General features: G+C 63.3%; 24 protein-coding genes. 14 read left to right on the top strand and 10 right to left on the bottom strand.

What is annotated here, in order from left to right:
• The 6 genes from pstC to ald all read left to right on the top strand — a co-directional run bounded on the left by pstC (position 1) and on the right by ald (position 6,452).
• The gene (gene pstC / locus D1227_RS05350) at positions 1-1,407 is read left to right on the top strand and encodes a phosphate ABC transporter permease subunit PstC (protein WP_119404108.1); all 1,407 of its coding nucleotides are present in this window, start codon (positions 1-3) and stop codon (positions 1,405-1,407) included.
• The gene (gene pstA / locus D1227_RS05345; protein WP_119404107.1) at positions 1,400-3,001 is read left to right on the top strand and encodes a phosphate ABC transporter permease PstA; all 1,602 of its coding nucleotides are present in this window, start codon (positions 1,400-1,402) and stop codon (positions 2,999-3,001) included. The genes pstC and pstA overlap by 8 nt, the downstream gene beginning before the upstream one ends.
• Positions 3,002-3,060: 59 nt before the next feature.
• The gene (gene pstB, locus D1227_RS05340; protein WP_411710419.1) at positions 3,061-3,825 is read left to right on the top strand and encodes a phosphate ABC transporter ATP-binding protein PstB; all 765 of its coding nucleotides are present in this window, start codon (positions 3,061-3,063) and stop codon (positions 3,823-3,825) included.
• Between the two features lie 27 nt (positions 3,826-3,852).
• Entirely contained in the window at positions 3,853-4,554 is a 702-nt protein-coding gene (gene phoU / locus D1227_RS05335) for a phosphate signaling complex protein PhoU (protein WP_119375233.1), read from the top strand.
• A complete protein-coding gene (gene phoB / locus D1227_RS05330; RefSeq protein WP_119374553.1) occupies positions 4,551-5,237 on the top strand; it encodes a phosphate regulon transcriptional regulator PhoB in 687 nt (228 codons plus the stop codon). Before phoU ends, phoB begins: the two co-directional genes overlap by 4 nt.
• Before the next feature lie 93 nt (positions 5,238-5,330).
• Positions 5,331-6,452, top strand: coding sequence for an alanine dehydrogenase (gene ald / locus D1227_RS05325; RefSeq protein WP_119404105.1), 1,122 nt, complete (start codon positions 5,331-5,333; stop codon positions 6,450-6,452).
• A 99-nt stretch (positions 6,453-6,551) separates the two neighbouring features.
• On the opposite strand, the gene D1227_RS05320 is transcribed toward ald, so the two are convergent.
• Positions 6,552-7,559 (bottom strand): RluA family pseudouridine synthase, encoded by a 1,008-nt coding sequence (locus tag D1227_RS05320; RefSeq protein WP_119404104.1) that lies wholly within the window; start codon positions 7,557-7,559, stop codon positions 6,552-6,554.
• Between the two features lie 83 nt (positions 7,560-7,642).
• Here D1227_RS05320 and D1227_RS05315 point away from each other — a divergent pair, with 83 nt between their 5' ends.
• A complete protein-coding gene (locus tag D1227_RS05315) occupies positions 7,643-9,349 on the top strand; it encodes an alkaline phosphatase D family protein (RefSeq protein WP_119404103.1) in 1,707 nt (568 codons plus the stop codon).
• Here the strand turns inward: D1227_RS05315 and queF are convergent.
• Positions 9,346-9,810: a preQ(1) synthase gene (gene queF, locus D1227_RS05310; protein ID WP_119374549.1), complete on the bottom strand. Its 465-nt coding sequence runs from the start codon at positions 9,808-9,810 to the stop codon at positions 9,346-9,348. The genes D1227_RS05315 and queF overlap by 4 nt on opposite strands.
• The gene (locus tag D1227_RS05305) at positions 9,807-10,847 is read right to left on the bottom strand and encodes a calcium/sodium antiporter (protein ID WP_119404102.1); all 1,041 of its coding nucleotides are present in this window, start codon (positions 10,845-10,847) and stop codon (positions 9,807-9,809) included. The genes queF and D1227_RS05305 overlap by 4 nt, the downstream gene beginning before the upstream one ends.
• A 119-nt stretch (positions 10,848-10,966) precedes the next feature.
• Here D1227_RS05305 and D1227_RS05300 point away from each other — a divergent pair, with 119 nt between their 5' ends.
• The 4 genes from D1227_RS05300 to D1227_RS05285 all read left to right on the top strand — a co-directional run bounded on the left by D1227_RS05300 (position 10,967) and on the right by D1227_RS05285 (position 13,579).
• The gene (locus D1227_RS05300) at positions 10,967-11,449 is read left to right on the top strand and encodes a YybH family protein (protein ID WP_119404101.1); all 483 of its coding nucleotides are present in this window, start codon (positions 10,967-10,969) and stop codon (positions 11,447-11,449) included.
• Between the two features lie 64 nt (positions 11,450-11,513).
• The gene (locus D1227_RS05295; protein WP_119404100.1) at positions 11,514-12,389 is read left to right on the top strand and encodes an ion transporter; all 876 of its coding nucleotides are present in this window, start codon (positions 11,514-11,516) and stop codon (positions 12,387-12,389) included.
• 107 nt (positions 12,390-12,496) lie between these two features.
• Positions 12,497-13,198, top strand: a complete 702-nt coding sequence (locus D1227_RS05290; protein WP_119374545.1) for a molecular chaperone DjiA — start codon at positions 12,497-12,499, stop codon at positions 13,196-13,198.
• 69 nt (positions 13,199-13,267) lie between these two features.
• Positions 13,268-13,579 (top strand): hypothetical protein, encoded by a 312-nt coding sequence (locus D1227_RS05285; RefSeq protein WP_119374544.1) that lies wholly within the window; start codon positions 13,268-13,270, stop codon positions 13,577-13,579.
• Positions 13,580-13,641: 62 nt separating this feature from the next.
• Here D1227_RS05285 and D1227_RS05280 read toward each other — a convergent pair whose 3' ends face one another.
• Positions 13,642-14,904 carry a mechanosensitive ion channel family protein gene (locus D1227_RS05280; protein ID WP_119374543.1) on the bottom strand — a complete coding sequence of 421 codons (1,263 nt, stop codon included), beginning with the start codon at positions 14,902-14,904 and terminating at the stop codon, positions 13,642-13,644.
• Positions 14,905-14,943: 39 nt separating this feature from the next.
• A complete protein-coding gene (locus tag D1227_RS05275) occupies positions 14,944-15,936 on the bottom strand; it encodes an NAD(P)-dependent oxidoreductase (protein ID WP_119404099.1) in 993 nt (330 codons plus the stop codon).
• On the opposite strand from D1227_RS05275, the gene D1227_RS05270 reads away from it, so the two are divergent.
• Positions 15,913-16,377 carry a TIGR02301 family protein gene (locus tag D1227_RS05270; protein ID WP_119375232.1) on the top strand — a complete coding sequence of 155 codons (465 nt, stop codon included), beginning with the start codon at positions 15,913-15,915 and terminating at the stop codon, positions 16,375-16,377. The two genes, D1227_RS05275 and D1227_RS05270, sit on opposite strands and share 24 nt — an antisense overlap.
• 23 nt (positions 16,378-16,400) lie before the next feature.
• Here D1227_RS05270 and D1227_RS05265 read toward each other — a convergent pair whose 3' ends face one another.
• A complete protein-coding gene (locus D1227_RS05265) occupies positions 16,401-17,126 on the bottom strand; it encodes a glutathione S-transferase family protein (protein ID WP_119404098.1) in 726 nt (241 codons plus the stop codon).
• Positions 17,127-17,220: 94 nt separating this feature from the next.
• Between D1227_RS05265 and D1227_RS05260 the strand changes: the two genes are divergently transcribed.
• Positions 17,221-17,931, top strand: coding sequence for a helix-turn-helix transcriptional regulator (locus D1227_RS05260; protein WP_119404097.1), 711 nt, complete (start codon positions 17,221-17,223; stop codon positions 17,929-17,931).
• Here the strand turns inward: D1227_RS05260 and D1227_RS05255 are convergent.
• The 4 genes from D1227_RS05255 to D1227_RS05240 form a co-directional block, all read right to left on the bottom strand.
• Complete coding sequence (locus tag D1227_RS05255; protein WP_119404096.1) at positions 17,915-19,153, bottom strand: TIGR03862 family flavoprotein; 1,239 nt, start codon at positions 19,151-19,153, stop codon at positions 17,915-17,917. The two genes, D1227_RS05260 and D1227_RS05255, sit on opposite strands and share 17 nt — an antisense overlap.
• The gene (locus D1227_RS05250) at positions 19,143-19,889 is read right to left on the bottom strand and encodes an RNA methyltransferase (protein ID WP_119404095.1); all 747 of its coding nucleotides are present in this window, start codon (positions 19,887-19,889) and stop codon (positions 19,143-19,145) included. The genes D1227_RS05255 and D1227_RS05250 overlap by 11 nt, the downstream gene beginning before the upstream one ends.
• 70 nt (positions 19,890-19,959) lie before the next feature.
• A complete protein-coding gene (locus D1227_RS05245; protein ID WP_119404094.1) occupies positions 19,960-20,361 on the bottom strand; it encodes a hypothetical protein in 402 nt (133 codons plus the stop codon).
• A gap of 102 nt (positions 20,362-20,463) precedes the next feature.
• The gene (locus tag D1227_RS05240; RefSeq protein WP_119455257.1) at positions 20,464-21,888 is read right to left on the bottom strand and encodes a hypothetical protein; all 1,425 of its coding nucleotides are present in this window, start codon (positions 21,886-21,888) and stop codon (positions 20,464-20,466) included.
• 113 nt (positions 21,889-22,001) lie between these two features.
• On the opposite strand from D1227_RS05240, the gene D1227_RS05235 reads away from it, so the two are divergent.
• Positions 22,002-23,213: an NADP-dependent isocitrate dehydrogenase gene (locus tag D1227_RS05235; RefSeq protein ID WP_119374536.1), complete on the top strand. Its 1,212-nt coding sequence runs from the start codon at positions 22,002-22,004 to the stop codon at positions 23,211-23,213.
• Positions 23,214-23,297: the final 84 nt, after the last annotated feature.

The following is a 23,297-nucleotide window of genomic DNA, read 5'->3' as shown; positions in this document are numbered from 1 at the left end:
ATGCTCGAGACCTTTGGACATCTGCCGATAGCATGGTTGCTTTTCGCCGTGCTCGCTGCGGCTGGATTCGTCTCTTTCTATGCAGGACGTACGCAGGCGGTAGCTGTCGGCAGCGGCACGACCGAACGCCTGAATTCGCAGCCGAATTATCACGGCTATTTCGTTGCGATGGTGACCGTGGGCCCGGCTGCGATCATCCTGCTTCTCTACGGCCTCTTCGGCGAGTCCCTCGTCCGTGCGCAGCTGGCAAGCGAGCTGCCCCAGCGCATCCGCGATCTCGGCGCGCTTGAGCTTGGCCAGTATATTGACCGTATTGTCGAGCATGTTGCGCGGCGCGATTCAGTCGCAACCGGCAATGCCCTCTTCGACGCCGCCTCGGACCGCTATACAAACCTGCTTGGTTTTTCGCGGATCATCGCCCTTGTCCTGGCGATTGCCGCAGCCGGCACCGGCTTCTACTTTGCCCGCCGCCGTCTTTCGCTGAATTTCCGCGCCCGTGCGCGAGTCGAGGACGGCATCAAGTTCATGCTCTTCCTCTGCGCCGCCATCGCCATCCTGACCACGATCGGCATCGTCGGCAGTCTGTTCTTCGAAGCGCTGCGCTTTTTCTCGCGCGTCCCGGTGCACGAATTCGTCTTCGGCACCGAATGGAACGCGCAGACCGGGGCTGACTTCGGCGCCATCCCGCTCTTCTTCGGCACCTTCATGATCGCCTTCCTGGCCATGCTGGTGGCTGCGCCGATCGGCCTGCTCTCGGCGATCTACCTGTCGGAATATGCCAGCCCGCGCTTTCGCAGCATCGTCAAGCCGGTGCTCGAGCTTCTGGCCGGCATCCCGACTGTCGTCTACGGCTTCTTCGCCCTGCAATTCGTGGCCCCGCTCGTGCGCAGCGCGGCGAACGGCTTCAACGCCCTGCCCTTCATTCCGGACGGTTTCCTGGCCGCGCAGCCGACCAGTGCGCTGGCCGCTGGGCTGGTCATGGGGATCATGATCATTCCCTTCGTCTCGTCCCTGTCCGACGACGTCATCAATGCCGTCCCGCAGACGCTTCGCGATGGCGCCTATGCGATGGGGGCAACCCGGTCAGAGACCGTCAAGCAGGTCGTCATGCCGGCAGCCCTGCCCGGTGTGATCGCCGCCCTGCTTCTGGCGGTCTCCCGCGCCATCGGCGAGACCATGATCGTGGTGATGGCGGCGGGCCAGCGCGCCCAGATCACGCCGGACCCAACCGCCGACCTGACGACCATCACCGTGCAGATCGTCGCCCTGCTGACCGGCGATACCGAATTCGACAATGCCAAGACGCTGTCAGCCTTCGCGCTCGGCTTCGTCCTGTTCATCGTCACGCTGATCTTCAACCTGATCGCCCTGCGCGTCGTCCAGAAGTACAGGGAAAAATATGAATAGCCCGGCGCCCAACCCTTCCGAAAAGGGCACCTTCGTCACTGAAGCAGCCCTCAAGCGCCTGAAGAAGCGCCATGCCGCCGAGATGCGTTTCAAGCTCTACGGCCAGGTCGCCATCGGGATCGCCGTCGTTGCGCTCATCACGCTGCTGGTCTCGATTTTCGGCCAGGCCTCGTCGGCCTTTTCGCGCAATGTCCTGACCTTCGACACAACGCTTGACGCCGCCCAGGTCGACCCGACCGGCGCGCGTGACCCGGATGAGATTTCCCGCAATGTCAGCGGCTTCAACCTGCTTCTGCAGGACAATCTCGCCGACCAGTTCCTGCCGGGTGTCGAGGACCGCGCTCGACTGCGAGAGCTATATGGCCTGTTCACCCGGCTTGCCGTCCTGCCCATCGCCCGCAAGACAGCCGAGCGGCCCGACACGATCGGTTCGCAGCAGCGCTTCTCGGTCGCCCTGGCGGACGATATCGACCTCTTCCTCAAGGGCGGGGTCACCGAGCGCACCTCAATCAAGCTGGGAACCGTCGCGCGCATAAGCGGCAGCATCGAAACCGGCGTGCAGATGGCATTCAGCAGCCCCGATGCCAGTGATGACATCACGAAGGCCGAAACCCGCTTCCAGGAAGCCAGCGCCGCTGACAGCGCCCCGACCACGCTGGTCTCTGCCGGAGACACCTGGTTCCGGCTCGACACGCTGGCCGATGGAAGCGCTTCTCTGACCTTCATTGCTGGCGAGCAGGCCCTCCCGGCAGCCGGGGCGCAGGCCTCCGCGCTGGTCCTGGCGCAAGCCCAGGAAAACCGGACCGTCAGCGACCGCCAGATCGCCTGGACGATGCTGCTCAAGGAAGAGGGCCGCATCAAGTCGACCTTCAACACCTCGCTCTTTACCCATTCCGACAGCACCTATCCGGAACTCGCCGGCGCGGCCGCCGCCATCGTTGGCTCGCTGCTGACCATGCTGGTCACCGCCATGCTCGCCATTCCGGTCGGCATCTTCGCGGCTGTCTATCTGGAAGAATTCGCGACCAAGAACCGGATGACGGACCTGATCGAGGTCAATATCAATAACCTTGCCGCTGTCCCCTCCATCGTGTTCGGCCTGCTGGGCGCAGCTGTCTTCATCAACTTCCTCGGCATGCCGCGCTCGGTTCCGCTTGTTGGCGGCCTGGTGCTCGGCCTGCTCGTCCTGCCCACCGTGATCATCGCGTCCCGCGCCGCCCTGAAATCCGTCCCGCCATCGATCCGCACGGCGGCGCTCGGGGTTGGCGCGTCGCCGACACAGGCCGTGTTCCACCATGTGCTCCCGCTTGCCGCGCCCGGCATCCTGACCGGCTCGATCATCGGCATGGCCCGCGCCCTTGGCGAAACGGCCCCGCTTCTGCTGATCGGCATGGTGGCCTTTGTCGCCGAGGTTCCGTCCGGCCCCACCGATGAGTCGACCGTCCTGCCCGTCCTGATCTATAAGTGGTCGACCGGCGCGGAACGGGCATGGGAACCCCAAACCGCAGCTGCGATCATCGTGCTGCTCGTCTTTCTCGTCTTGATGAATCTCATAGCGATCATCTTGAGACGCAGGTTCGAAAGGAGATGGTAGTCATGGATGGCAACGTCGAAGACTTCACCGAAACCGCCAGATCGAAACAGGCCCAAAACATGCCGGAAATGACCAAGGTCGAATGCCGAAACATTGATGTCTTCTACGGCGAGAAGCAGGCCATTTTTGACATCTCGCTCGACATTCCCGACCGGGCCGTGACGGCCTTCATCGGACCGTCCGGCTGCGGCAAGTCGACCTTCCTGCGTTGCATCAACCGCATGAACGACACCATCGAGTCGGCCCGCGTGACCGGCCAGATCTTCATGGACGGGGCCGATATCAACGACCACTCCATCGATCCGGTCCTGCTGCGCTCGCGCGTCGGCATGGTGTTCCAGAAGCCGAATCCGTTCCCGAAGTCGATCTACGACAATATCGCCTATGGCCCGCGCATCCACGGTCTGGCCTCGGGCAAGCAGGAGCTCGACGAAGTGGTTGAGTCCGCCCTGCGCAAGGCGGGCCTCTGGGAAGAAGTGAAGGACCGCCTGCTGGCACCAGGCACCGGCCTGTCCGGCGGCCAGCAGCAGCGTCTCTGCATTGCCCGCGCCATCGCCGTCAGCCCGGAAGTCATCCTGATGGACGAACCGTGCTCGGCCCTCGACCCGATCGCCACGGCCCGCATCGAAGAGCTCATCGACGAGCTGCGTGAGCGTTATTGCATCGTGATCGTCACCCACTCCATGCAGCAGGCTGCGCGCGTCTCGCAAAAGACGGCCTTCTTTCACCTTGGCAAGCTTGTGGAGTATGGTGATACCGAGCGGATCTTCACCAACCCCGAAGACAGCCGTACGCAAGACTATATTACGGGCCGGTTCGGCTAAATCCGAACCCAAGCACAGAAGCACATGATGTCAGAACACATTGTCACCGCTTTCACCGACGAGCTGGAGCATCTTTCAGCCAACTTGTTGAGAATGGGCGGCCTCGCCGAGGCCATGATCAACGATTCCAGCCGCGCCGTGGTCACCTTCGACCTGGAACTGGCCCGGCAGGTCATCAAGCGCGATGAAGCCATCGACGAGCTTGAAGCCGAGGCCGAAAAGGCGATCATCCGGCTTATCGCCCTGCGCCACCCGATGGCCGCCGACCTGCGCGCCGTGCTCGGCGCGATGAAGCTCGCAGGCGATATCGAGCGGATCGGTGACCTCTGCAAGAACATCGCGAAGCGCTGTCTGGAGCTGACCGGCGAGGAGAACCGCGCCGCCGTCAAGAGCATTGAGCGCATGTCGCGGTCTGTCTCCTACCAGCTGCAGAAGGCCCTCGACGCCTATCTGCGCCAGGACGTCAACGCCGCCATCGAAGTGCTCGAACTCGATGACGACATCGACGACCACTACGTCTCATTCTTCCGCGAAACGCTGACCTACATGATGGAGGATCCGCGCCAGATCGGGTCCAACACCCACCTCATGTTCATGGCCAAGAACCTTGAACGGATCGGCGACCACGCGACGAACATCGCCAAGGCCGTCTACTACATGGTCACCGGGGAAACAGCGACGGGCGATCACATCGAAGCCCGGATCAAGAAAGAGGGAAGCGGGCGTTGAAACCTTTCGTCCTGATCGCTGAAGACGAGAAAGCTGTCGCGGAACTGCTGCGCTACAATCTCGAGCGCGAAGGCTATGAAACGGCGGTCGCCCCGGATGGCGATGAAGCCATGATCCAGCTGGACGAACGCGTGCCGGACCTCGTCCTTCTCGACTGGATGCTGCCCAAGGTGCCGGGGATCGAGGTCTGCCGCCGTATCCGCTCCAAGCCCGAGACGGCGAACCTGCCGGTCATCATGCTGACCGCGCGCACCGAGGAAGCCGATCGCATCCGCGGGCTCGACACCGGCGCGGACGATTACGTCACCAAGCCGTTCTCGACGACAGAGCTGATGGCGCGGGTGCGCGCCGTGTTGCGCCGGATCCGCCCGGCGCTGATTGAGGACAAGGTGGTTGTCGGCGATATTGTCGTCGACCGCACGACCCACACGGTCACCCGCAATGGCGAAGGTATCCATCTCGGGCCGACAGAATTCCGCCTGCTCGACTATTTCATCCAGCATCCGGGCCGCGTCTTCTCGCGCGAACAGCTGCTGGACGGGGTGTGGGGCTCGGACGTCTATGTCGAAGCGCGCACCGTGGACGTGCATGTCGGGCGGCTGCGCAAGGCACTGATGAGCAATGGGGGCGATGACCCGATCCGCACCGTTCGCTCGGCAGGATATTCCCTTCGCGCGAACTGACTGCGCAAGAAGCCACCACATTTTCTTGCAATATTAGCAAGAACCTCCTAGCGCAGGCACTAAATTGTCTATGAGCATTTCTGGAGGTCTGTCATGCGCATTGGTGTGCCGAGCGAAATCAAGAAGCAGGAGTCGCGTGTCGGCCTGACGCCGGAAAGCGTCGGCGACCTTGTGAGCGCCGGGCACGAAGTCTTTGTCCAATCCAATGCGGGCGTGGGCTCGGGTCTCTCCGACGAGGAATACACCGCGGTGGGCGCGACCATCGTGCCGGATGCGGACGCGGTCTTCAAATCGGCCGAACTGATCGTGAAGGTGAAGGAGCCGCAGCCGGAAGAAACCGCGCGCCTGACGCCCGCTCACACGCTTTTCACCTATCTCCACCTCGCGCCGGACCCGGTCCAGGCCGAAGGGCTGATCAAGTCTGGCTGTACGGCCATCGCCTATGAGACGGTGACCGAGCCTTCGGGCGGCCTGCCCCTGCTCAGGCCCATGAGCCAGGTGGCCGGACGGATGTCGATGCAGGTCGCCGCCTGGGCCCTGATGCGCACCCGGCGCGGACGCGGCCTGCTGCTCGGCGGCGTTCCAGGCACGCAGCCGGCCAAGGTGATCATCATCGGTGGCGGCGTCTCCGGCACGAATGCCGCTGAAATCGCCGTCGGCATGCGCGCCGATGTGACGGTCTTCGACCGCAACAATAACCGCCTCGCCGAGCTCGACGCCCAGTTCAACGGCCTCGTCAAGACGATGTACTCGACCAAGGCCTCGCTGGCCGCCGCGGTGAAGGAAGCCGACCTCGTCATCGGCGCTGTGCTGATCCCGGGCGCCTCGGCCCCGAAGCTGATCTCGCGCGAGCAGCTGAAAACGATGAAGCCCGGCGCAGTCCTTGTCGATATCGCCATCGACCAGGGCGGCTGCTTCGAGACCTCGAAGCCGACCACCCATGAAGACCCGATCTACGATGTCGACGGCATCCTGCACTATTGCGTCGCCAACATGCCGGGCGCGGTGCCGCGCACATCAACCTATGCGCTGAACAACGCCACGCTGCCTTTCGTGATGCAGATCGCCAACAAGGGCACGCACGCGGCGCTGAACGAGAACGTCCACCTCGCCCACGGCCTGACCGTCGCCGAAGGCCACATTACCCATGAGCAGGTCGCCAGAGACCTCGGCATGACCTACAAGCTGCCGGACTGGTTCAATCCGGCGGGCTAGGTATTCCCCCCACCCCGCGAGCGGGGTCGGGGGAGGGGTTGCGCGTTCGGTTGCCACTTTCGCTCCCTCCCCCCAGGGGAGGGTCGGGGTGGGGCCGCCTCACATCCTCAGCAGCGCGGCCAGCAGCTCGGCCATATCCTCCGGAAGCGGGGCTTCGGCGAAGACGTCTTCTCCCGTCACCGGGTGGACAAAACCGAGGCTCGCCGCATGCAGCGCCTGGCGGTCGAACTGGCGCGCCCGTGTCGTCGCCTCGATGAAGGCTTCGCCCGCGCCATAAGCCTTGATGCCACGATGCTTGCCATAGGTCGGATCGCCGATCAGCGGCGCGCCGATATGGGCCATGTGCACGCGGATCTGGTGGGTACGGCCGGTTTCCAGCCGGCATTCCATGAGTGCTGCGGCCGGTAGCCCCGTACCCTTGTCGAGCTCCCCGAACGTCTCGAGCGCCTTGTAATGCGTGATCGCGTGGCGGCCCTCATCGCTGTCCGGGTCGCGCACCACCGCCATCTTCTTGCGGTCGGCTGTGGAGCGCGCAATCGCCATGTCGACCGTGCCGACGAGCGGGCGCGGCGCGCCGCGCGTGATGGCGAGATAGGCCCGGTCGATGTCGTGGGTCTTGAAGAGTTTCGACAGCCCTGCATGCGCGGCTTCGGTCTTCGCCACCGCCAACACGCCCGTCGTGTTCTTGTCGATGCGGTGGACGATACCGGGACGCTCCACCCCGCCAATTCCTGGCAGCTCACCCTTGCAGTGGTGCAGCAGCGCATTGACCAGCGTGCCTTGCCAGCTGCCCGGCGCCGGGTGCACGGCCATGCCTGCCGGCTTGTTGACGAGGATGAGGTGCTCATCCTCGAACAGCACATCGAGCGGGATGTCCTCCGGCTCAGGCGTCGCGGGGATGGGCGGCGGCATGTCGATCTCATAGGCAATGCCCGGGCGAACCGGCGCTTTCGGATCATCGGCGAGCGCGCCGCCGGCGGTCACCGCCCCTTCCTTGACCAGTGCCTTCGCACGCGAACGCGACAGGTCCGGAAACTGTTCGGACAGGAATCTGTCGAGACGGGTCCCGTTGTCGGCCTGGGTTGCGGTGGCGGTCAATTTGCTCATCGCTGCAGCTTATAGACCTGCTTTCGCGTATTCGTCATGATGGCAGCATAAAAGAAGGCTGCAATTCGGGAGGAGCGGGTTTCATGAGCAGGTTTTCCAGGCGTCATTTCCTTGGTTTCAGTGCAGGTGCTGCAGGGCTGGCGGCCTGTGCGACGCCAGCCGGCGGCGATCCGCTGGCCGATAATCGTCCGGCCTTCCCGGGCGAGGCGAGCTTCGATCACGGCGTTGCCTCCGGTGACCCGCTGTCCGACCGGGTCATCCTCTGGACACGCGTGACGCCTGCGGACGAGAACGCCACCGCACCGGTCCCGGTCAGCCTGATTGTTGCGCGCGATGCCGGTCTCACCGACATCGTTGGCCAGGCCCTCGCAGAAGCGACACCCGGCCGCGATTTCACGGTGAAGGTCGACATGACCGGCCTCGATCCGGCCACGCAGTATTTCTACCAGTTCACCGCGAAGACAGCGGCGGGCGATATCACCTCCCCCGTTGGCCGCACGAAGACGCTGGCCGCCTCGGGCACGGACCCGGTCAAGTTCGCGGTCATCTCCTGCTCGAACTGGCAGTTCGGCTATTTCAACGTCTATGACGATCTTGGCCGGATGAACGATCTCGATGCGATCATCCATCTCGGCGACTATTTCTACGAATACGGCGTGGATGGCTATGGCGCGGAGACGGCGCAGGAACTCGGCCGTTTCCATGAGCCGCCCATGGAGGTCATTACCCTCGGCGACTACCGGATGCGCCATGCGCAGTACAAGAGCGACCCGAAGGCCCAGGCCGCCCATGCCGCCGCGCCGTGGCTGTGCACCTGGGACGACCATGAAAGCACCAACAATGCCTATCGCACCGGCGCGGAAAACCACCAGCCGGAAACCGAAGGCAACTGGACCGATCGCAAGCAGGCCGCCGTCCAGGCCTATATGGAGTGGATGCCGGTCCGCGACGTGACGGCGGGGCGCGAGTACAGCGCCATCTACCGCCAGTTCGACTTCGGTGATCTTGCAACCGTCTTCTGCCTGGAGTCGCGCCTCACCGGCCGCTCGGACGAAATCTCCTGGGGTGCCGAACTGGCTGGGGTTGCACCTGAAGAGGTTCCGGACAAGGCGATGGAAGTGATGGGCCGCGTCAGCGACGAAAGCCGCACCATGCTGGGCGGCGTCCAGGAAGCCTGGCTGGACAAGGGGCTGAAAAGCTCCGTCTCCTCCGGCAAGGCCTGGCAGGTCCTCGCCAACCAGGTGATCATGGCGAACGTCAAGCCGCCGAACCTTGTCGAGGCGCTGACCCCCGAACAGCAGGCCGCACAGACCGGCTATGTCGCGGGCATGATCCCCTTCAGCCAGCTCGGCCTGCCCTTCAATCTCGACGCCTGGGACGGTTTCCCGGCGGCGCGCGAGCGGCTCTACTATTCAGCCGCCACGGCCGGCGCGCGGCTCGTCACCTTCACCGGTGACACGCACACGGCCTGGGCCAATGAGCTGCATGACAAGGCCGGCGCCCTGCGCGGGGTCGAGTTCGGCTGCACCTCGGTCACCTCGCCCGGCATGGGCAAGTATGTGAAGGATGTCCCCGATCTCGGCGAGATGTTTGCCGAGGCGAATGAGGATGTCGAATGGTTCGACCCCAATGGCCACGGCTACATCCTCGTGACGCTCGACGCCGACGCGGTGACGGCGGACTATTTCAAGGTGTCCACCGTGCTCGAGGAAACCTATTCGACCGAGAAGGTCGCCAGCTTCGTCACACGCCGCGACGGCGAGGCCATGACGGCGCTGGCGAAAGCCTAGCCGCGCCCGCGATAGGACGGAACGCCGGTATCGGGCACATAGAGCCCGTCCGGCACCGGCCCGCTTTGCCAGAAGACATCGATCGGTATCCCGCCGCGCGGATACCAGTAGCCATAGATGCGCAGCCATTGCGGCGCGAGCAGATCGACAAGCCGCTTGCCGATGGCGACGGTGCAATCCTCATGGAAGGCGCCATGGTTGCGGAACGAGGTCAGGTAGAGCTTCAGGCTCTTGCTTTCGACGAGCCACTCGCCCGGCGCGTAATCGATGACGATATGCGCAAAGTCCGGCTGGCCCGTGACCGGGCAGAGCGAGGTAAATTCCGGCGCAGTGAAGCGGGTGAGATAAAGCGTGCCGGCATGCGGATTGGGCACGCGCTCGAGCTTTGCCTCCTCCGGAGAGGCCGGGATCGTGCTCGATGCGCCGAGCTGATCGAGACCGGAATAGATGTCCTTGCTCATGCGGCGCCTCCGAAGTGCGGCAGGAGATTGAAGCTCATCGCCATATAGAGCGCGTAGCCGCCGAGAAGCACGGCGCCTTCCCAGCGGGCGAGCTTGCGCCCGGTATAGGCGAACAGGACAAGCAGGATCACCGACAGCGCGAGGGCGCCCATGTCCTGCATCGTCACGAGGCTGTCGCCCGCCGGAAAGCTCATCGCCTCGACATCGAGCGGCTTGGTGCCATCCGGCGCCGCAGGCGCGATGATGCTGAAGGGGTAAACGGCGGCCGACACGCCCATGATGCCCAATATGTTGAACACGTTTGAGCCGAGCACATTGCCGAGCGCCACATCCGCCTTGCCCTTGATGGCCGACATGATCGAGGTGACGAGTTCCGGCAGGCTGGTGCCGATGGCGACGATGGACAGGCCGATCACCGTCTCCGAAATGCCGAAGGCGCGGGCGAGATCGGAACCGCCGGTCACCAGCAGCTTCGCACCGGCGACGACGCCTGCAATGCCGAGGACGGCCAGGACCAGCGAGATAAAGAGAGGCTCATGGGTCTCGATGACCTCCGCCTCGCCGGAGTGGACCTTTGCGGCAGCCGACTGCTTGCGCCGGTCGAGAATGACGGAGGCGACGAGATAGGCGATCAGGATGGCTACGAAGATGAGGCCCGTGACCCGCGTAAACCCGTCGAACCAGAGCACGACGGCGAAAAGAACGGTTGCGCCGATCATGAACAGCCCGTCGCGGGCAAGCGCGCGCGGATGGGTAATGATCGGCGAGATCAGGCAGGCGGCGCCGATCACCAGCAGGACATTGGCGACGTTGGACCCGATGACATTGCCGACCGAGATCCCGGTCGCACCATCCGACAGCGCCTGCAGGCTGGTCACGAGCTCCGGCATCGAGGTACCGAAACCGACCAGCGTCAAGCCAATAAGTAATTCCGACATACCAAGCCGGCGGGCAACACCCACCGACCCGCGAACGAGCATCTCACCGCCAGCAAACAGCAAAAGCAGACCGCCGACGATCAGCGCGACCATGATCATGAATTTCCGACTCCCGAACTCTTCCGCAACTCTCTAGCGTGTAAAACACATTCCGCCAAAGGCGGTTTCATCTGGCGGGCCTTTGACTACACTCCCACCTGAACATCGGAGAGAAATCAATGCGCCAAACCATCCTTGCTGCGACTGCCCTGTGCCTGGCCGGCTTTTCGGTGACCGCCTGCCAGACAGCCGAACCGGCCGCCGCGGACGCCTCCGTCCCGTCTGTCGCCGAGGACGAGGCGGCGATCACGGCCCTGCTTGAGCGCCAGGACGAGGCATGGAATGCGGGCGACATTGAGGGCTTCATGGATGGCTACTGGCAGTCGCCCGAGCTGCGCTTTGCATCCGGCGGGACGGTCGTGCGCGGCTATGCCCCGACGCTGGAGCGCTACCGCACGCGCTATTCCAGCCGCGCCGCGATGGGCACACTCGACACCAGCGACCTGGAGATTGTGCGCCTCTCGCCAGATGCTGCCATCGTGCATGGCCGCTGGCAGCTGGAGCGGGAAAACGACACGCCGGGCGGGCTTTTCACGCTGGTCCTTCGGCGCATGGACGGCGAATGGAAGATCATCAGCGATACGACCACTTCGGCTGATTGAACAATTCGTACCGCAGGGTATGAAACCCCTGTAGCGAACTCGACCATAAGGCGAGCGAGGGGACATGGCGCGCGCGACACTCGACGAAACCACCAGCAATTCGCCGCTTGAAGCAGCGATCGAGAGCCGCTGGTTCCTGAACCTGATCACCGGGCTGATCATCCTCAATGCCGCCATTCTCGGCATTCTGACCTATGCCGACTCGCTGCCGCCGACATCGGTCTACTGGCTCGAGGTCATGGACCGGGGGATTACCTACGCCTTCGCCTTCGAAATCCTGCTGAAGCTGTTCGTCTATCGGTTCATGTTCTTCAGGTCTGGCTGGAACTGGTTCGACTTCATCGTCGTCGGCATATCCATGGTGCCGGGCGGACAGGGTTTCTCGGTGCTGCGGGCCATGCGCGTCTTGCGTGTACTGCGCCTGCTGCATGTCGTGCCGATGATGCGGCGGATAACCGAGGCGCTGCTCAAGGCGCTGCCGGGCATGGGCGCCATCGTCGCGGTGCTGGCGCTGCTGACCTATGTCTATGCGGTGATGGCGACGAACATGTACGGCGACACCTCGAATGAGGAGGTGCTGGAGCTGTTCGGCGACCTGCCCAGATCGGCCTATTCCCTGTTCCAGGTGATGACGATGGACGGCTGGCGGTTCGAGGTCGTCCAGAAGGTTGTCGATGATGGCCATCCATGGGCGCCGCTCTTCTTCCTGACCTTCATCTTCGTGGCGAGCTTTGCCGTGCTAAACCTGTTCATCGCCCTGATCGTCGATGCACTGGCGGCCGAACAGAAGGCAGCGACCGAGGAATTGCTCGAGGATATCGAGGAAGATGCCGAGCATGCCGAGGAAGAACGCGACGAAATCTTCGACCTGCTGCGCTCGCTGAAGGACGAGATCGCAGAACTGAAATCGGTGGTTTCACAACAGTCGCAGCAGCGCTAGGACGCCGCCTGAGACCGGTTGATCACGAACATTTCACATTTTGTCGCAAGACAATTGAGCATCCGGGGCCTGATTTTGCCCGAATAACCCGCTATAGTTGTAGGACGATGAGCCTCTGGCAGATCCTTATCGAGGGTGGAAAGCGCCTTTTTGACAGCGACGTGCAGGACGAACCGGAGTCCGCCGAACAAGGCTGCGCGCCCGATCCAAACGATGTCGGATTCACCGCCGCCGTGATCGGTCTGGGCGCCAAGATGGCAGCGGCCGACGGCCGGGTCAGCGACAGCGAGATCATGGTCTTCTCCCGCGTCTTCCGCGCAGCGCCGGAAGACGCCGACAAGGTTCGCCGCGTCTTCAATATCGCCCGCCAGACCGTCCGCGGCTATGAGGCCTATGCCCGGCGCATCGGCAAGAAGTACAGCGCCCGGCCATGCCTGCTCGAGGGCGTGCTGGACGGCCTGTTCATGATCGCCGGCGCCGATGGCGTGGTGACCGATGACGAGATGCAGTATCTTCGCACGGTCGCGGAAAATTTCGGCTTCGACGAAACAACCTTCCGGCGGATCCGGGCAAGCCATCTCGGACCGGACCGGGACGATCCGTATCATATTCTCGGCGTTGCCCACGATGCCGCCTTCGACGATATCCGCCGCGCCTATCGCAAGCTGATGGCGGACAACCACCCCGACCGCATCGTCGGCAATGGCGCACCGCGCGAATTCGAATTGGCCGCGCATGACAAGGCTGCCGCGATCACGGGCGCCTATGCGCGGATCCGGGCAGAACGGGGCCTGATTGCGGCCAATTGAAGGCGATTTCGCTCGCGTGATTGACGAATTCGCCGGGCGATATCATGTTGAGGGCTGGGAGACTTGAAGATGACAGCAGCACGCTCAACCCTTTCTTTCGACGCCATCCTGGCACGCATCGGCAACGGCTTGCGTGAAGGCGCACGTTGGGCGCTACGCGGCATCCTTGCCCTCGCCATCATCGTCATGGCCGGCATGTTTGCGGTGATGACAGCCATTGTCGGCCTGGTCATCGCCACGGTGGCTATCCTCCTGCGCCTGACCACGGGCGGTCGCCGCGAAACCATTTTCACCACGCGCACGACAACCCGCACCGAGGCCGAAAGCGACGGCATCACGCTCGACGCGCACCGCACCGCGCGCGGCTGGACGGTCGAATAAGCCCTCCTTTCCGGACGCTTCTCACACTCGCAAATTACTAGGCTGCGCTGACCCGGCCGGGCTCAGCTTTTGTCTGTCCCGGCGTCGAGCGGACCTTCCACGACAAGCGCATCCTCTGAGGTCTTCGCCTCGAAGCGGCCCTCCGGCACATTCTCCACGCCGCTGACGTAGAGCGTCTGGGTCGGATAGGCGAACTCCACACCCTCTTCCTTGAACTTTCGGAACAGCGCCAGCAGCACGTTGGACCGCGCCGCCATGGATCGGTTGAAGTCGGGGTTCAGCGAATAGAAGACGAGTTCATAATCCAGCGAACTCGGGCCGAAAGCGGCCATGCTGCAGCGGTCGAACGAGACGCCCTGAACGCCTTTCACCAGTTCTGCCACCATGCCGGGGATCGCCTCGGCGACCTTGGGCGGCGTCTGGAAGATCACCCCGAACTGCGTCTCGATGCGCCGCCGGTTCATGCGGCGCATATTGTGGATCTCTTCTTCCAGGAGGTTGGTGTTGGAGATGATGATCTGCTCACCGCTCTTGGAGCGGATACGCGTCGTCTTCAGGCCAATATCCTCGATGTCGCCCCAGGTGTCGCGGTAGCGCACCGTGTCGCCAACCTGGAATGGCTTGTCGAGCACGATGGAGAGCGAGGAGAAGAGGTCGCGGAACATGCCCTGCGCGGCCAGACCGATCGCGATACCGCCGATACCGAGACCGGCAATCAGCGTCGTCACATCCGCGCCGACATTGTCGAGGATCAGCAGCAGCGCAAAGGACCAGATCACGACATTGATGAACCATTTGATGAGGTTCACGGCCGAAGCCAGCGTGCTGGCATCCTGCGGGTTGCGAATGGCCTGGCGCCGGATTGATGAGATCGCCGCTTCCTGCAGCAACTCGGCCGCCTGCAACGTCGCGGTGATCACGAACAGCACGTGGCTGAAGGTCGAAATGGTCTGCGGCAGCTCCATGATCCGGTCGGTGATCAGGAGCGCCGTCGCCAGCATGAAATAGATCCGGAACCGTCTCACGATCCGGTTGAAGATCGCCGATAGCGAATAGTCGTCATTGCGCGGAAGGTGGCGCATCAGCCGGATGAGGCCCCAGCGCGCGAACCACAGAATGACGGTCATGGCGACGGCCAGGCCGAGAGCGATCAGCGCCTCGCGTGAGCCCGAAGCGACCCAGGTCGCAAATTCGCTGGCTGCCTCGGTTGCCGATTCCGCGGTCTCACCGAGCGCATCAAGCGGCTCGGAGAGCGGCTTTCGCGGCTCTTCCTGCAACATGGGGCCCGAACCCAGCCCGATCAGTTTCGCCAATGCGTCAGCCATGCTGCTTGATACGCCCGTGACGGCGGACACCGCAAGCGATCATACAGACTGGTCGGCGAAGGCCTTTGCATCGACGAGGTTGCGAAGGGGCTCGCCATTCAGGAAGGCCGACAGGTTTTCCAGGAACAGTTCGTCATTGCGCTTGCGCGATTCGCTGGTCAGTGCGGAGGTGTGGGCTGTCAGCGTCACGCCCGGATGGGTCCATAGCGGGTGATCGGCTGGCAGCGGTTCCTCGCGGGTGACGTCGATGGTCGCATGCGCCGGCCTGCCGGCATCAAGCGCCTTGAGCAGAGCTGCCTCGTCAACCAGCGCCCCGCGCCCGACATTGGAAAAGAGGCTCCCCTCCTTCATCGCCGCGAAGAAGTCGGCATCGGCGAGGTTTTCTGTCTCTTCTGTATGCGGACAGCAGAGCAGGACAGCGTCGGCCTGGCCGATCTCGTCGGCGCTCACATCGTTCGGATGGACGATCCGGTCGGCAAAGGGCGAGACCTGGTCGGACCGGCGCACGCCGGTGACATGCGCGCCAAGCCCCTTCAGGCGCCGGCCGACAGCCTCGCCGATATGGCCAAAGCCATAGATCAACCAGTGGGTCGACTGGATTTCGCGAAAATGCACGTTGCGCCATTCCTTCGCGGCCTGGGCCGCGCGCCGCGCAGCCCCATTGCCGAACCAGTCGTACCCGGCCCACAGCACCCAGTCGGCAATCGCATCGGACTGCACATGACTGGACGTATAGGCCTGCGCCTTCTCACCAATCTTCTGCAGGAACGGGTTTTCCAGCCCCGCCGCGCTCGACTGGAAAAAATCCAGACGGTCCGCCGCATAGAGATACTTCCCGAAGGCCCTTGCAGCGCCGCTGAACCAGACGTCGGCATTGCCATGCGCGATCAGGGCGTCACATGCAGCTTCGCCCCATGGCCGCCCGATTTCGCCGCTATCGGAGACCGTCACAGGTGAAATTCGGTCCGAGAAAGGCTTGAGGCGAGCCTCAAGCCGCGAGAAAGTCTCATGATGAAGCAGACATTCGTACACTGGCGCCTCCTACCGGCCTTGTTTCTGGCCTTCCTGCCAGCCATGGGCGCCAATGGCCAGTATCAGGGCGAATATCAGCAGGATTTCAATCCTGATTACGACCTTAGCGACACGCGCAGCCAGGACTATCTGAGGGATGTCGTCTCGCTGTCGTCCACGCTCGGCTCGGCGCATGCGATCCGCCTGCTCTGCAATGGCCGGGACGACCAGTACTGGCGCGTCTACATGCAGGAACTGCTCGGCGTCGAGGCGCCCTATCGCAGCCGCCTGCGATCCTCCATGGTCGATGCCTTCAACAATGCGTTCCAGGCCGAGAGCGCCCGGCGCCGCCAGTGCGACGAGGCCGCGGTGTCAGCTGAAAAGATGTATGCCTCGACGGGCCAGCAGCTCGCCAATGCGCTGGCCGAAGCCAACCTGCCCAGCGGCGCGCGGGGACGCTAGCGCCAGGCAGGCCTGCCCCATCATCAGGCCATCTGGAGCTCCGGCCAGACACCCTCAGGCAGGTAGGATTCGCGCATCCGGCGGATATAGCCGGGCAGGTTCGCATGCGCGTGCACCATCTCGACAAGCGGGGTGTCGAAATACGGCGTCGCACAGGAGATGAGGACGGCCGAGACGGACGCGTCGGCCACCGTCGGCTCATCGCCCAGCAGGAAAAGCCGATCGCCCAGCTGGGCTGCAATGGCGGCGAGGTCGAAGCCCGCCAGCTGCAGCTGCTCGTCATGCGAATGGCGCCCGATGCCCGACTGCCAGCGCGTCTGACGCATGGTGTCCAGGGTCTCGCGGATCACCGTTTCGCGCATCGGCTCAGGCGCACCCATGAAGAAGCTGGCCGGGCCTTTTCGGAAATTCGATTCGTTCATCCAGCGCTCGCCAGCCATCACGGCATTGAGATGCCCTTCTGCCATCCGCTCCAGCGCCCAGCTCAGCGCCTGCTCGCGCGGGGTCAGCCCGTCATTCAGCGAGCGGCCCAGCTTCTTCTCGAAATGGGCGCGGATGAAATTGGAATCCTGGATGATCTGGCCGTCATCCTCGACATAGGGTGCCTTGTGCTTCGAGACGGCCTCCAGGTCGGCGATGGCCCGGTCGAAATCGACGCCCAGCATCTGCAGCTGGATATCCGACTTCATCACAAAGGGGCTCGGCGACGGGCAATCGAACATCGGCCCCCATCCAAATAGCGTTGTCATGGCACTTCTCCTCTTCTTTCTTCGGGAAAGGCCTTGCTAGATGACGGCTGCTGACAGCATATTGTCAGCAGCGTGTCAGGAGAACGAAAACAGAATGCGGCGAACCGAACGCCTCTTCCGGATCATCCAGATCCTGCGCCGCAAGCGACGTCCCGTGACCGGGCATGCGCTGGCCGAGGAACTGGAAGTTTCCCTGCGCACGCTCTACCGCGACATGGCGGAGCTGATCGCCCAGCGCGTCCCGATCCGCGGCGAGGCCGGCACCGGCTATGTTCTGGAGCGCGGCTATGACCTGCCGCCGCTGATGCTGACGGCGGACGAACTGGAGGCGGCGGTCCTCGGGGCCAAATGGGTGGCGGCCCGCGGTGACCCGGCGCTCGCCCGCGGCGCCGAAGACCTGATTGCGAAACTGTCCAGCGTCATCCCCGCCGAACTCGAACCGGTTATCGTGGATGCGGGCCTGCAGCCGATTTCCCGCTTTGGCGGCCATATCGAGGACAGTTTCGATGTCTCGCTTGTGCGCACGGCGATCCGGACGCAGTCCAAGCTCGATATCGACTATGCCGATGAGGCCGGCAGGACGTCGTCCCGCACAATCTGGCCATTCCTCGTGGCCTATTGGGAGACTGTCCGCCTGATCTGTGCCTGGTGCGAGCTGCGTCAGGACTTCCGGCATTTTCGCACAGACCGCGTGCAGGCTGCGACCCTGCTCGATGAGCGGTTTCCAGAGCGGGTCGCTATCTTGCGCACGCGCTGGAACCAATCACGCGAAGCCGAACGAGACAGCTCTAAAGCTGGCGACTGACGCCTGATCTCTCGCGCGCCAGCCACGCGAGCACACCGGCCCCGGCCGCGCGGCCTGTCGCCATGCAGGCCGTGATCAGGTAACCGCCGGTCGGCGCGTCCCAGGCAATCATTTCGCCCGCGCAAAAATGGCCGGGCTTGCCGGTCAGCATGAAGTTCGTATCCAGCGCATCCCATGCGACACCGCCCGCCGTGGAGATGGCTTCGTCCAGCGGCGCCGTGCCGGTCAGCCTCATGGGCAAGGCCTTGATCGCTTTTGCGGCATCTTCCGGCTGTTTCAGCGCCGCCCGGTCGGCGCACTCGAAAAGCAGGGCGGCCTTCACGCCGGTCAGATTCAGCGCCTTGCGCAGCCGGTTCGACAGGGACTGCTTGGCCGGCGCAGCCGCGAGCCGCCGGGCGATCTCGGACGCCTCCAGATCAGGCAGCAGGTCCAGCCACAGCGTTGCAGAGCCCTCAGTTTCAATCGCGTCCCGCAAGGGCGCAGACAAGGTATAGACGCCGCCGCTTTCCACACCGCGCGCGGTGATGGTGAGCTCCTCCCGTGTCTCCCGCCCCGCCGCCGAGAGCCGAACCCCCTTCACCGGGGCACCGGCGAACGCATCCCGCATCCGGTCGGACCAGTCGACGAGGAAACCGCAATTGGACGGCCGGAAACGTGTCACCGGGATGCCGGCTTCCGCGAAAGGCGCCGTCCATTCGCCATCCGAACCGAGCCGCCGCCAGCTGCCCCCGCCGAGCGCGAACACGGTCGCAGCAGGCCGGATAACAACTTGCCCTTCTGGCGCAGTGAAGACCAGTGCGCCCCAGGCGTCCCAGCCGGCCCACCGGTGCTTCAGGTGCAGGCGGGCGCCGCGGCCCTGCAGCCGGCGCAGCCAGGCGCGCAGCAGCGGCGAGGCCTTCATGGATTGCGGAAATATGCGCCCGGTCGGGCCGGTATGCGCGGGCATGCCGAGGCCGTCCATCCATTGGACCACCGCCTCTGGCCCGAACGCTTTCAGGCAGCCGCGCAGCCGGCCATCATGATCCTGATACTGCGCGGCAAAGTCTTTCTGTGAGCCGGTATGGGAAATGTTGAGCCCGCTCTTGCCCGCCATCAGGACCTTGCGCCCGGCGCTCGGCATGGCCTCATAGATATCGACGCCCAGCCCTGCCCCGGTGATGACCTCAGCCGCCATCAGCGCTGCCGGCCCGGTACCGATGACCGCAACCCGCTCAGTCGTCACGGACGATCCGTGCCTTGCCGCGCCCGATAGCGAGGGCCTTCACGGCGCCCCGGAAGGTGCGCACCTCCTGGCTGGTCCACTGGCCGCGAATGAAGGCGTTGCGCAGGTTTCGGGTCATCAGCGGCGTCTTGTCCGGCGGATAGAAATAGCCCGCGCGTTCCAGCTCGGCCTCGAAATGCTCGAACATGCCGATCAGCTCCTCGCGGCTCGCCGGATCGCCGACGCCTGCATCCGTCCCCTCGAAACGGCCCGCCTGTCCCAGGGCCTCGCCCCAGGCGTGGGCAAAGACGATGACGGCCTGCGAGAGGTTGAGCGAGGCGAACGCCTTGTTCACCGGATAGGTCATGATCGCATCGCAGAGGGCGACATGGTCATTGGACAGCCCCTGCGCCTCATTGCCGAAAAGGACGCCCGTCGGCCGCGCCTGTGCCTTCAACAGGTCCACTGCACCACCTGCATTGGTGACCGGTTTCTCCATGCCGCGCGGGCGGGCCGTCGCCGCAACGAGATAACCAAGATCGGCGCAGGCCGCCTCGACGCTATCGAAAGCGGTGACATTGACCCCGGCCTCAAACGCACCGGCGGCCAGCGGCTCGGCGGCAGGATTGGGCCAGCCATCGCGCGGGGCCGCGATGCGCAGCTCCGTCAGGCCGAAGTTCAGCATGGCGCGCGCAGACGCGCCGATATTCTCGCCAAGCTGCGGTTCAGCGAGAATGATTATGGGTTCAGAAGACATGCGCGCAGGCTATGCCGCGTTGCCTTCTATTGAGCAAGCGTCGGCCGAAGTCCCATGGCCATGCCAACCGCTAGTGATCATTGTCGATACACTGGGTCGCACAGGAGTTCAGCGTCGACTGAAACACAGAATTGCACTGACCGTCAGTGCCGCCGACCGAAAGACAGTCGGTCTGCGCCGCGCGGGCGTGATCGAAGCAATGATAGTTGCACTGCTCAACCGTGTGCTCAGGCGGCATGTGAAAGCCAGCGGTCAGCCCCCGCCAGTCGCCATAGGTACCCCATGTCGACATTCCGTTCGGCATCGTAGGCATCGCGCTATCGTAATACGGATCGTCGGGGCATTGCAGGCCGAAACAGGCAAATCCGCTTTCGGTTAAACCGACGCTGCCACCGGTCGTTCCCTGACTGAACGCTAAGCTCGCCCAGCCAGCGACAAGAACCACGCTAAATACGCCCAGTCTGCGAAACATGTCTGACCCTCCAAACGTCACGGATCAGGTTTGGCGACGAACCAATAAAAATCAATCAAGGGGAGAAATCAATACGAAACCGTCAATCATTCTCTACCTGAGTTAATAGTCCGGCCATTTCAGCGCAATCAACTGTCCGCCTGCGCTGAACTCCGGCTCCAGCCCGGCCTTTTCCAGCAGGTTGGTCAGTGTCTTGCGGGCATTGTCCGGCCGGCCGTCGACGAGCGCGCGCACGGCATTGCGCTGGGCCTTTGTCGCGCCGAGGATCTGCATTGTGGAGAAATAGGTGTCTTCGTCGACCTTTTCGTCCGGCTCGCCCTTGGCCATCGACACCAGCCGGTTCCAGAAGCCGTAAAGATTGCGCTGCTTGAGGAAGCCATCGGTCGCAAGCGCGATGAAATCGCCGCATGAATAGTGCGCCGAGAAGGCATCGCGCTCAGCCGCCGTTGCCAGCGGCCCGGCCTCCAGCGTGGTGACGCATTCATCGAAGGCCCGGCCATAGACGCCCGCGAGGAAGCGCTTGGCCCCGTCCTGCTCCATCATGGACGCAATCAGGCTGTAGGCCATCGTGTTGGCCGCCCCCTCATGGATCCAGGATTGCGCGCCGCTGGCAAAACCGACGCCCCGGTCGATCTGGAAAAGATGGGCGGCCTCATGCGCGAAGAACCAGTGGACATAGGACAGCACATCATCGTCCGGCGCATTCAGCGCCGTGCCGCCCATTTCCATCATCAGCAGCTGGTCGAGCGCTCCGCCCGTGACCGAGAAACCGTCGGCTGTCGCGCCCTTATAGGCCAGCATCACCGTCGCCTTGTGCTCGAGGTCGAAACCCCAGAGCTGTTCATAGGCCGAGAAGATCGCCTCGAGGTCACTGTCGAACCGGTCGCGCAGCCAGGCGGGCAGGCGCTTGTCGATGACAGCGGTGAAGCTGTCGAATTCCTCGATCTCGCTATTGCCGAGATAGATATAGGTGCCATCGCCATCGACGCGGTGGCGGACCTTGTCCTGATGCACCTCGCCATCGACGATGATCGGCGTGTCCGACGACAGGACGACATCCATGCTGAGCGCGGGGGCGCCGATATTGGACGTGTCGCCCTCCAGCGCTTCGACGGCCTCGAGACTGTCCAGGGGCGCAACGCTGAACTGGCCGTCATGCACCGCGACACTGCCATCGGCGAAGGTGACGAAGGGCGTGTACTCGCCGACCAGCGTGCTGGTCAGCGGGATGATGCTGAAACTGACCGTCCGCGCCGGTTCGTCGAGGGCGATAACGTCGATCCCGGCAACCCGGCCGAAGCGGGCATTGTCGGAGGTGACGGACCATGTCAGCTCGCGATAGTCGCCCGTCGAACGCACCAGGGCGAGCACGCTCTGCGGCTCCGCGAAGGTGTATTCGACGCGCCAGTTGCCGGATTCTTCAGGCGACAGCCTGACTTCGGCATCTGCGCCGTCTGGCAGCTGCGCTTGGGCCGCGAGCCCACCGAACGAAAAAAGTACAATAAAAACAATAACTAATCGCTGCATGAGTTGCATCCTGTCCAGTCTGCCCCTCGCGCGCCCGAAAGTCGCTTTTGACCTCTCATACCCTTCTGCTATAGCCGCCCGGAAAGCAGTGCAACTGAAAGGACTTCCATCCGATGGCAAAGATCAAGGTCGAAAATCCCGTTGTCGAAATCGACGGCGACGAGATGACCCGCATCATCTGGCAGATGATCAAGGACCGTCTCATTCACCCCTATCTCGATGTCGATCTGAAATACTATGATCTCGGCATTGAAAGCCGCGATGCGACGGACGACCAGATCACCATCGACTCGGCCAATGCCATCAAGAAGTACGGCGTTGGCGTGAAGTGCGCGACGATCACGCCGGACGAAGCCCGCGTTGAGGAATTCGGCCTGAAGAAGATGTGGAAGTCGCCGAACGGCACGATCCGCAACATCCTCGGCGGCGTCGTCTTCCGTGAGCCGATCGTGATCTCCAACGTGCCGCGCCTCGTGCCGGGCTGGACCAAGCCGATCGTCATCGGCCGTCACGCCTTCGGTGACCAGTACCGCGCGACCGACTTCAAATTCCCTGGCAAGGGCAAGCTGACGATGAAGTTCGAAGGCGAGGACGGCACCGTGATCGAGCATGACGTGTTCGACGCGCCGTCTTCCGGTATCGCGATGGGCATGTACAACCTCGACGAGTCGATCCGCGATTTCGCGCGCGCCTCGTTCAATTATGGCCTGAACCGCAAATGGCCGGTCTACCTGTCGACCAAGAACACGATCCTGAAAGCCTATGACGGCCGCTTCAAGGACCTGTTCCAGGAAGTGTTCGACAATGAGTTCGCCGACGCCTTCAAGGAATTCGGTGGCACCTATGAGCACCGCCTGATCGACGACATGGTGGCCGCCGCCATGAAATGGTCCGGTGGCTATGTCTGGGCCTGTAAGAACTATGACGGTGACGTGCAGTCCGACACGGTCGCGCAGGGCTTCGGCTCGCTCGGCCTGATGACGTCTGTTCTCATGTCGCCGGACGGCAAGACGGTCGAAGCCGAAGCCGCGCACGGCACGGTGACCCGTCACTACCGCAACCACCAGAAGGGCGAAGCGACCTCGACCAACTCGATCGCGTCGATCTACGCCTGGACGCGTGGCCTCGCCCACCGCGGCCGCCTCGACAACACGCCGAAGGTGACCGAGTTCGCCGAGACGCTGGAAAAAGTCGTCATCCAGACGGTCGAGGAAGGCAAGATGACCAAGGACCTCGCCCTGCTCATCGGCCCCGACCAGGACTGGCTGACCACCGAAGGCTTCCTCGAAGCGGTTGCCGAGAACCTCGAAAAGGCGATGGCGTAAGCCTGACGCCGCTTTTGGGCGGATCAAAATACAAAGCCCCGGTCAGACCGACCGGGGCTTTTCTTTTATGGCCTGACCGGCCGG

The sequence above is a fragment of the Henriciella mobilis genome, assembly GCF_003576315.1.
GTDB lineage: Bacteria > Pseudomonadota > Alphaproteobacteria > Caulobacterales > Hyphomonadaceae > Henriciella > Henriciella mobilis.
This window is presented reverse-complemented; position numbering and strand designations above follow the sequence as displayed.

What these genes read in the sequence shown, in the direction of transcription:
- D1227_RS05295 (WP_119404100.1), top strand. Translation starts at nt 11,514, where the DNA reads ATGGCGCGCGCGACACTCGACGAAACCACCAGCAATTCGCCGCTTGAA.
- D1227_RS05320 (WP_119404104.1), bottom strand. Translation starts at nt 7,559, where the DNA reads ATGAGCAAATTGACCGCCACCGCAACCCAGGCCGACAACGGGACCCGT.
- ald (WP_119404105.1), top strand. Translation starts at nt 5,331, where the DNA reads ATGCGCATTGGTGTGCCGAGCGAAATCAAGAAGCAGGAGTCGCGTGTC.
- D1227_RS05290 (WP_119374545.1), top strand. Translation starts at nt 12,497, where the DNA reads ATGAGCCTCTGGCAGATCCTTATCGAGGGTGGAAAGCGCCTTTTTGAC.
- D1227_RS05260 (WP_119404097.1), top strand. Translation starts at nt 17,221, where the DNA reads ATGCGGCGAACCGAACGCCTCTTCCGGATCATCCAGATCCTGCGCCGC.
- D1227_RS05250 (WP_119404095.1), bottom strand. Translation starts at nt 19,889, where the DNA reads ATGTCTTCTGAACCCATAATCATTCTCGCTGAACCGCAGCTTGGCGAG.
- D1227_RS05285 (WP_119374544.1), top strand. Translation starts at nt 13,268, where the DNA reads ATGACAGCAGCACGCTCAACCCTTTCTTTCGACGCCATCCTGGCACGC.
- pstC (WP_119404108.1), top strand. Translation starts at nt 1, where the DNA reads ATGCTCGAGACCTTTGGACATCTGCCGATAGCATGGTTGCTTTTCGCC.
- phoU (WP_119375233.1), top strand. Translation starts at nt 3,853, where the DNA reads ATGTCAGAACACATTGTCACCGCTTTCACCGACGAGCTGGAGCATCTT.
- pstB (WP_411710419.1), top strand. Translation starts at nt 3,061, where the DNA reads ATGCCGGAAATGACCAAGGTCGAATGCCGAAACATTGATGTCTTCTAC.
- D1227_RS05265 (WP_119404098.1), bottom strand. Translation starts at nt 17,126, where the DNA reads ATGACAACGCTATTTGGATGGGGGCCGATGTTCGATTGCCCGTCGCCG.
- D1227_RS05300 (WP_119404101.1), top strand. Translation starts at nt 10,967, where the DNA reads ATGCGCCAAACCATCCTTGCTGCGACTGCCCTGTGCCTGGCCGGCTTT.
- D1227_RS05305 (WP_119404102.1), bottom strand. Translation starts at nt 10,847, where the DNA reads ATGATCATGGTCGCGCTGATCGTCGGCGGTCTGCTTTTGCTGTTTGCT.
- queF (WP_119374549.1), bottom strand. Translation starts at nt 9,810, where the DNA reads ATGAGCAAGGACATCTATTCCGGTCTCGATCAGCTCGGCGCATCGAGC.
- pstA (WP_119404107.1), top strand. Translation starts at nt 1,400, where the DNA reads ATGAATAGCCCGGCGCCCAACCCTTCCGAAAAGGGCACCTTCGTCACT.
- D1227_RS05280 (WP_119374543.1), bottom strand. Translation starts at nt 14,904, where the DNA reads ATGGCTGACGCATTGGCGAAACTGATCGGGCTGGGTTCGGGCCCCATG.
- D1227_RS05245 (WP_119404094.1), bottom strand. Translation starts at nt 20,361, where the DNA reads ATGTTTCGCAGACTGGGCGTATTTAGCGTGGTTCTTGTCGCTGGCTGG.
- D1227_RS05270 (WP_119375232.1), top strand. Translation starts at nt 15,913, where the DNA reads ATGATGAAGCAGACATTCGTACACTGGCGCCTCCTACCGGCCTTGTTT.
- D1227_RS05315 (WP_119404103.1), top strand. Translation starts at nt 7,643, where the DNA reads ATGAGCAGGTTTTCCAGGCGTCATTTCCTTGGTTTCAGTGCAGGTGCT.
- D1227_RS05240 (WP_119455257.1), bottom strand. Translation starts at nt 21,888, where the DNA reads ATGCAGCGATTAGTTATTGTTTTTATTGTACTTTTTTCGTTCGGTGGG.
- D1227_RS05235 (WP_119374536.1), top strand. Translation starts at nt 22,002, where the DNA reads ATGGCAAAGATCAAGGTCGAAAATCCCGTTGTCGAAATCGACGGCGAC.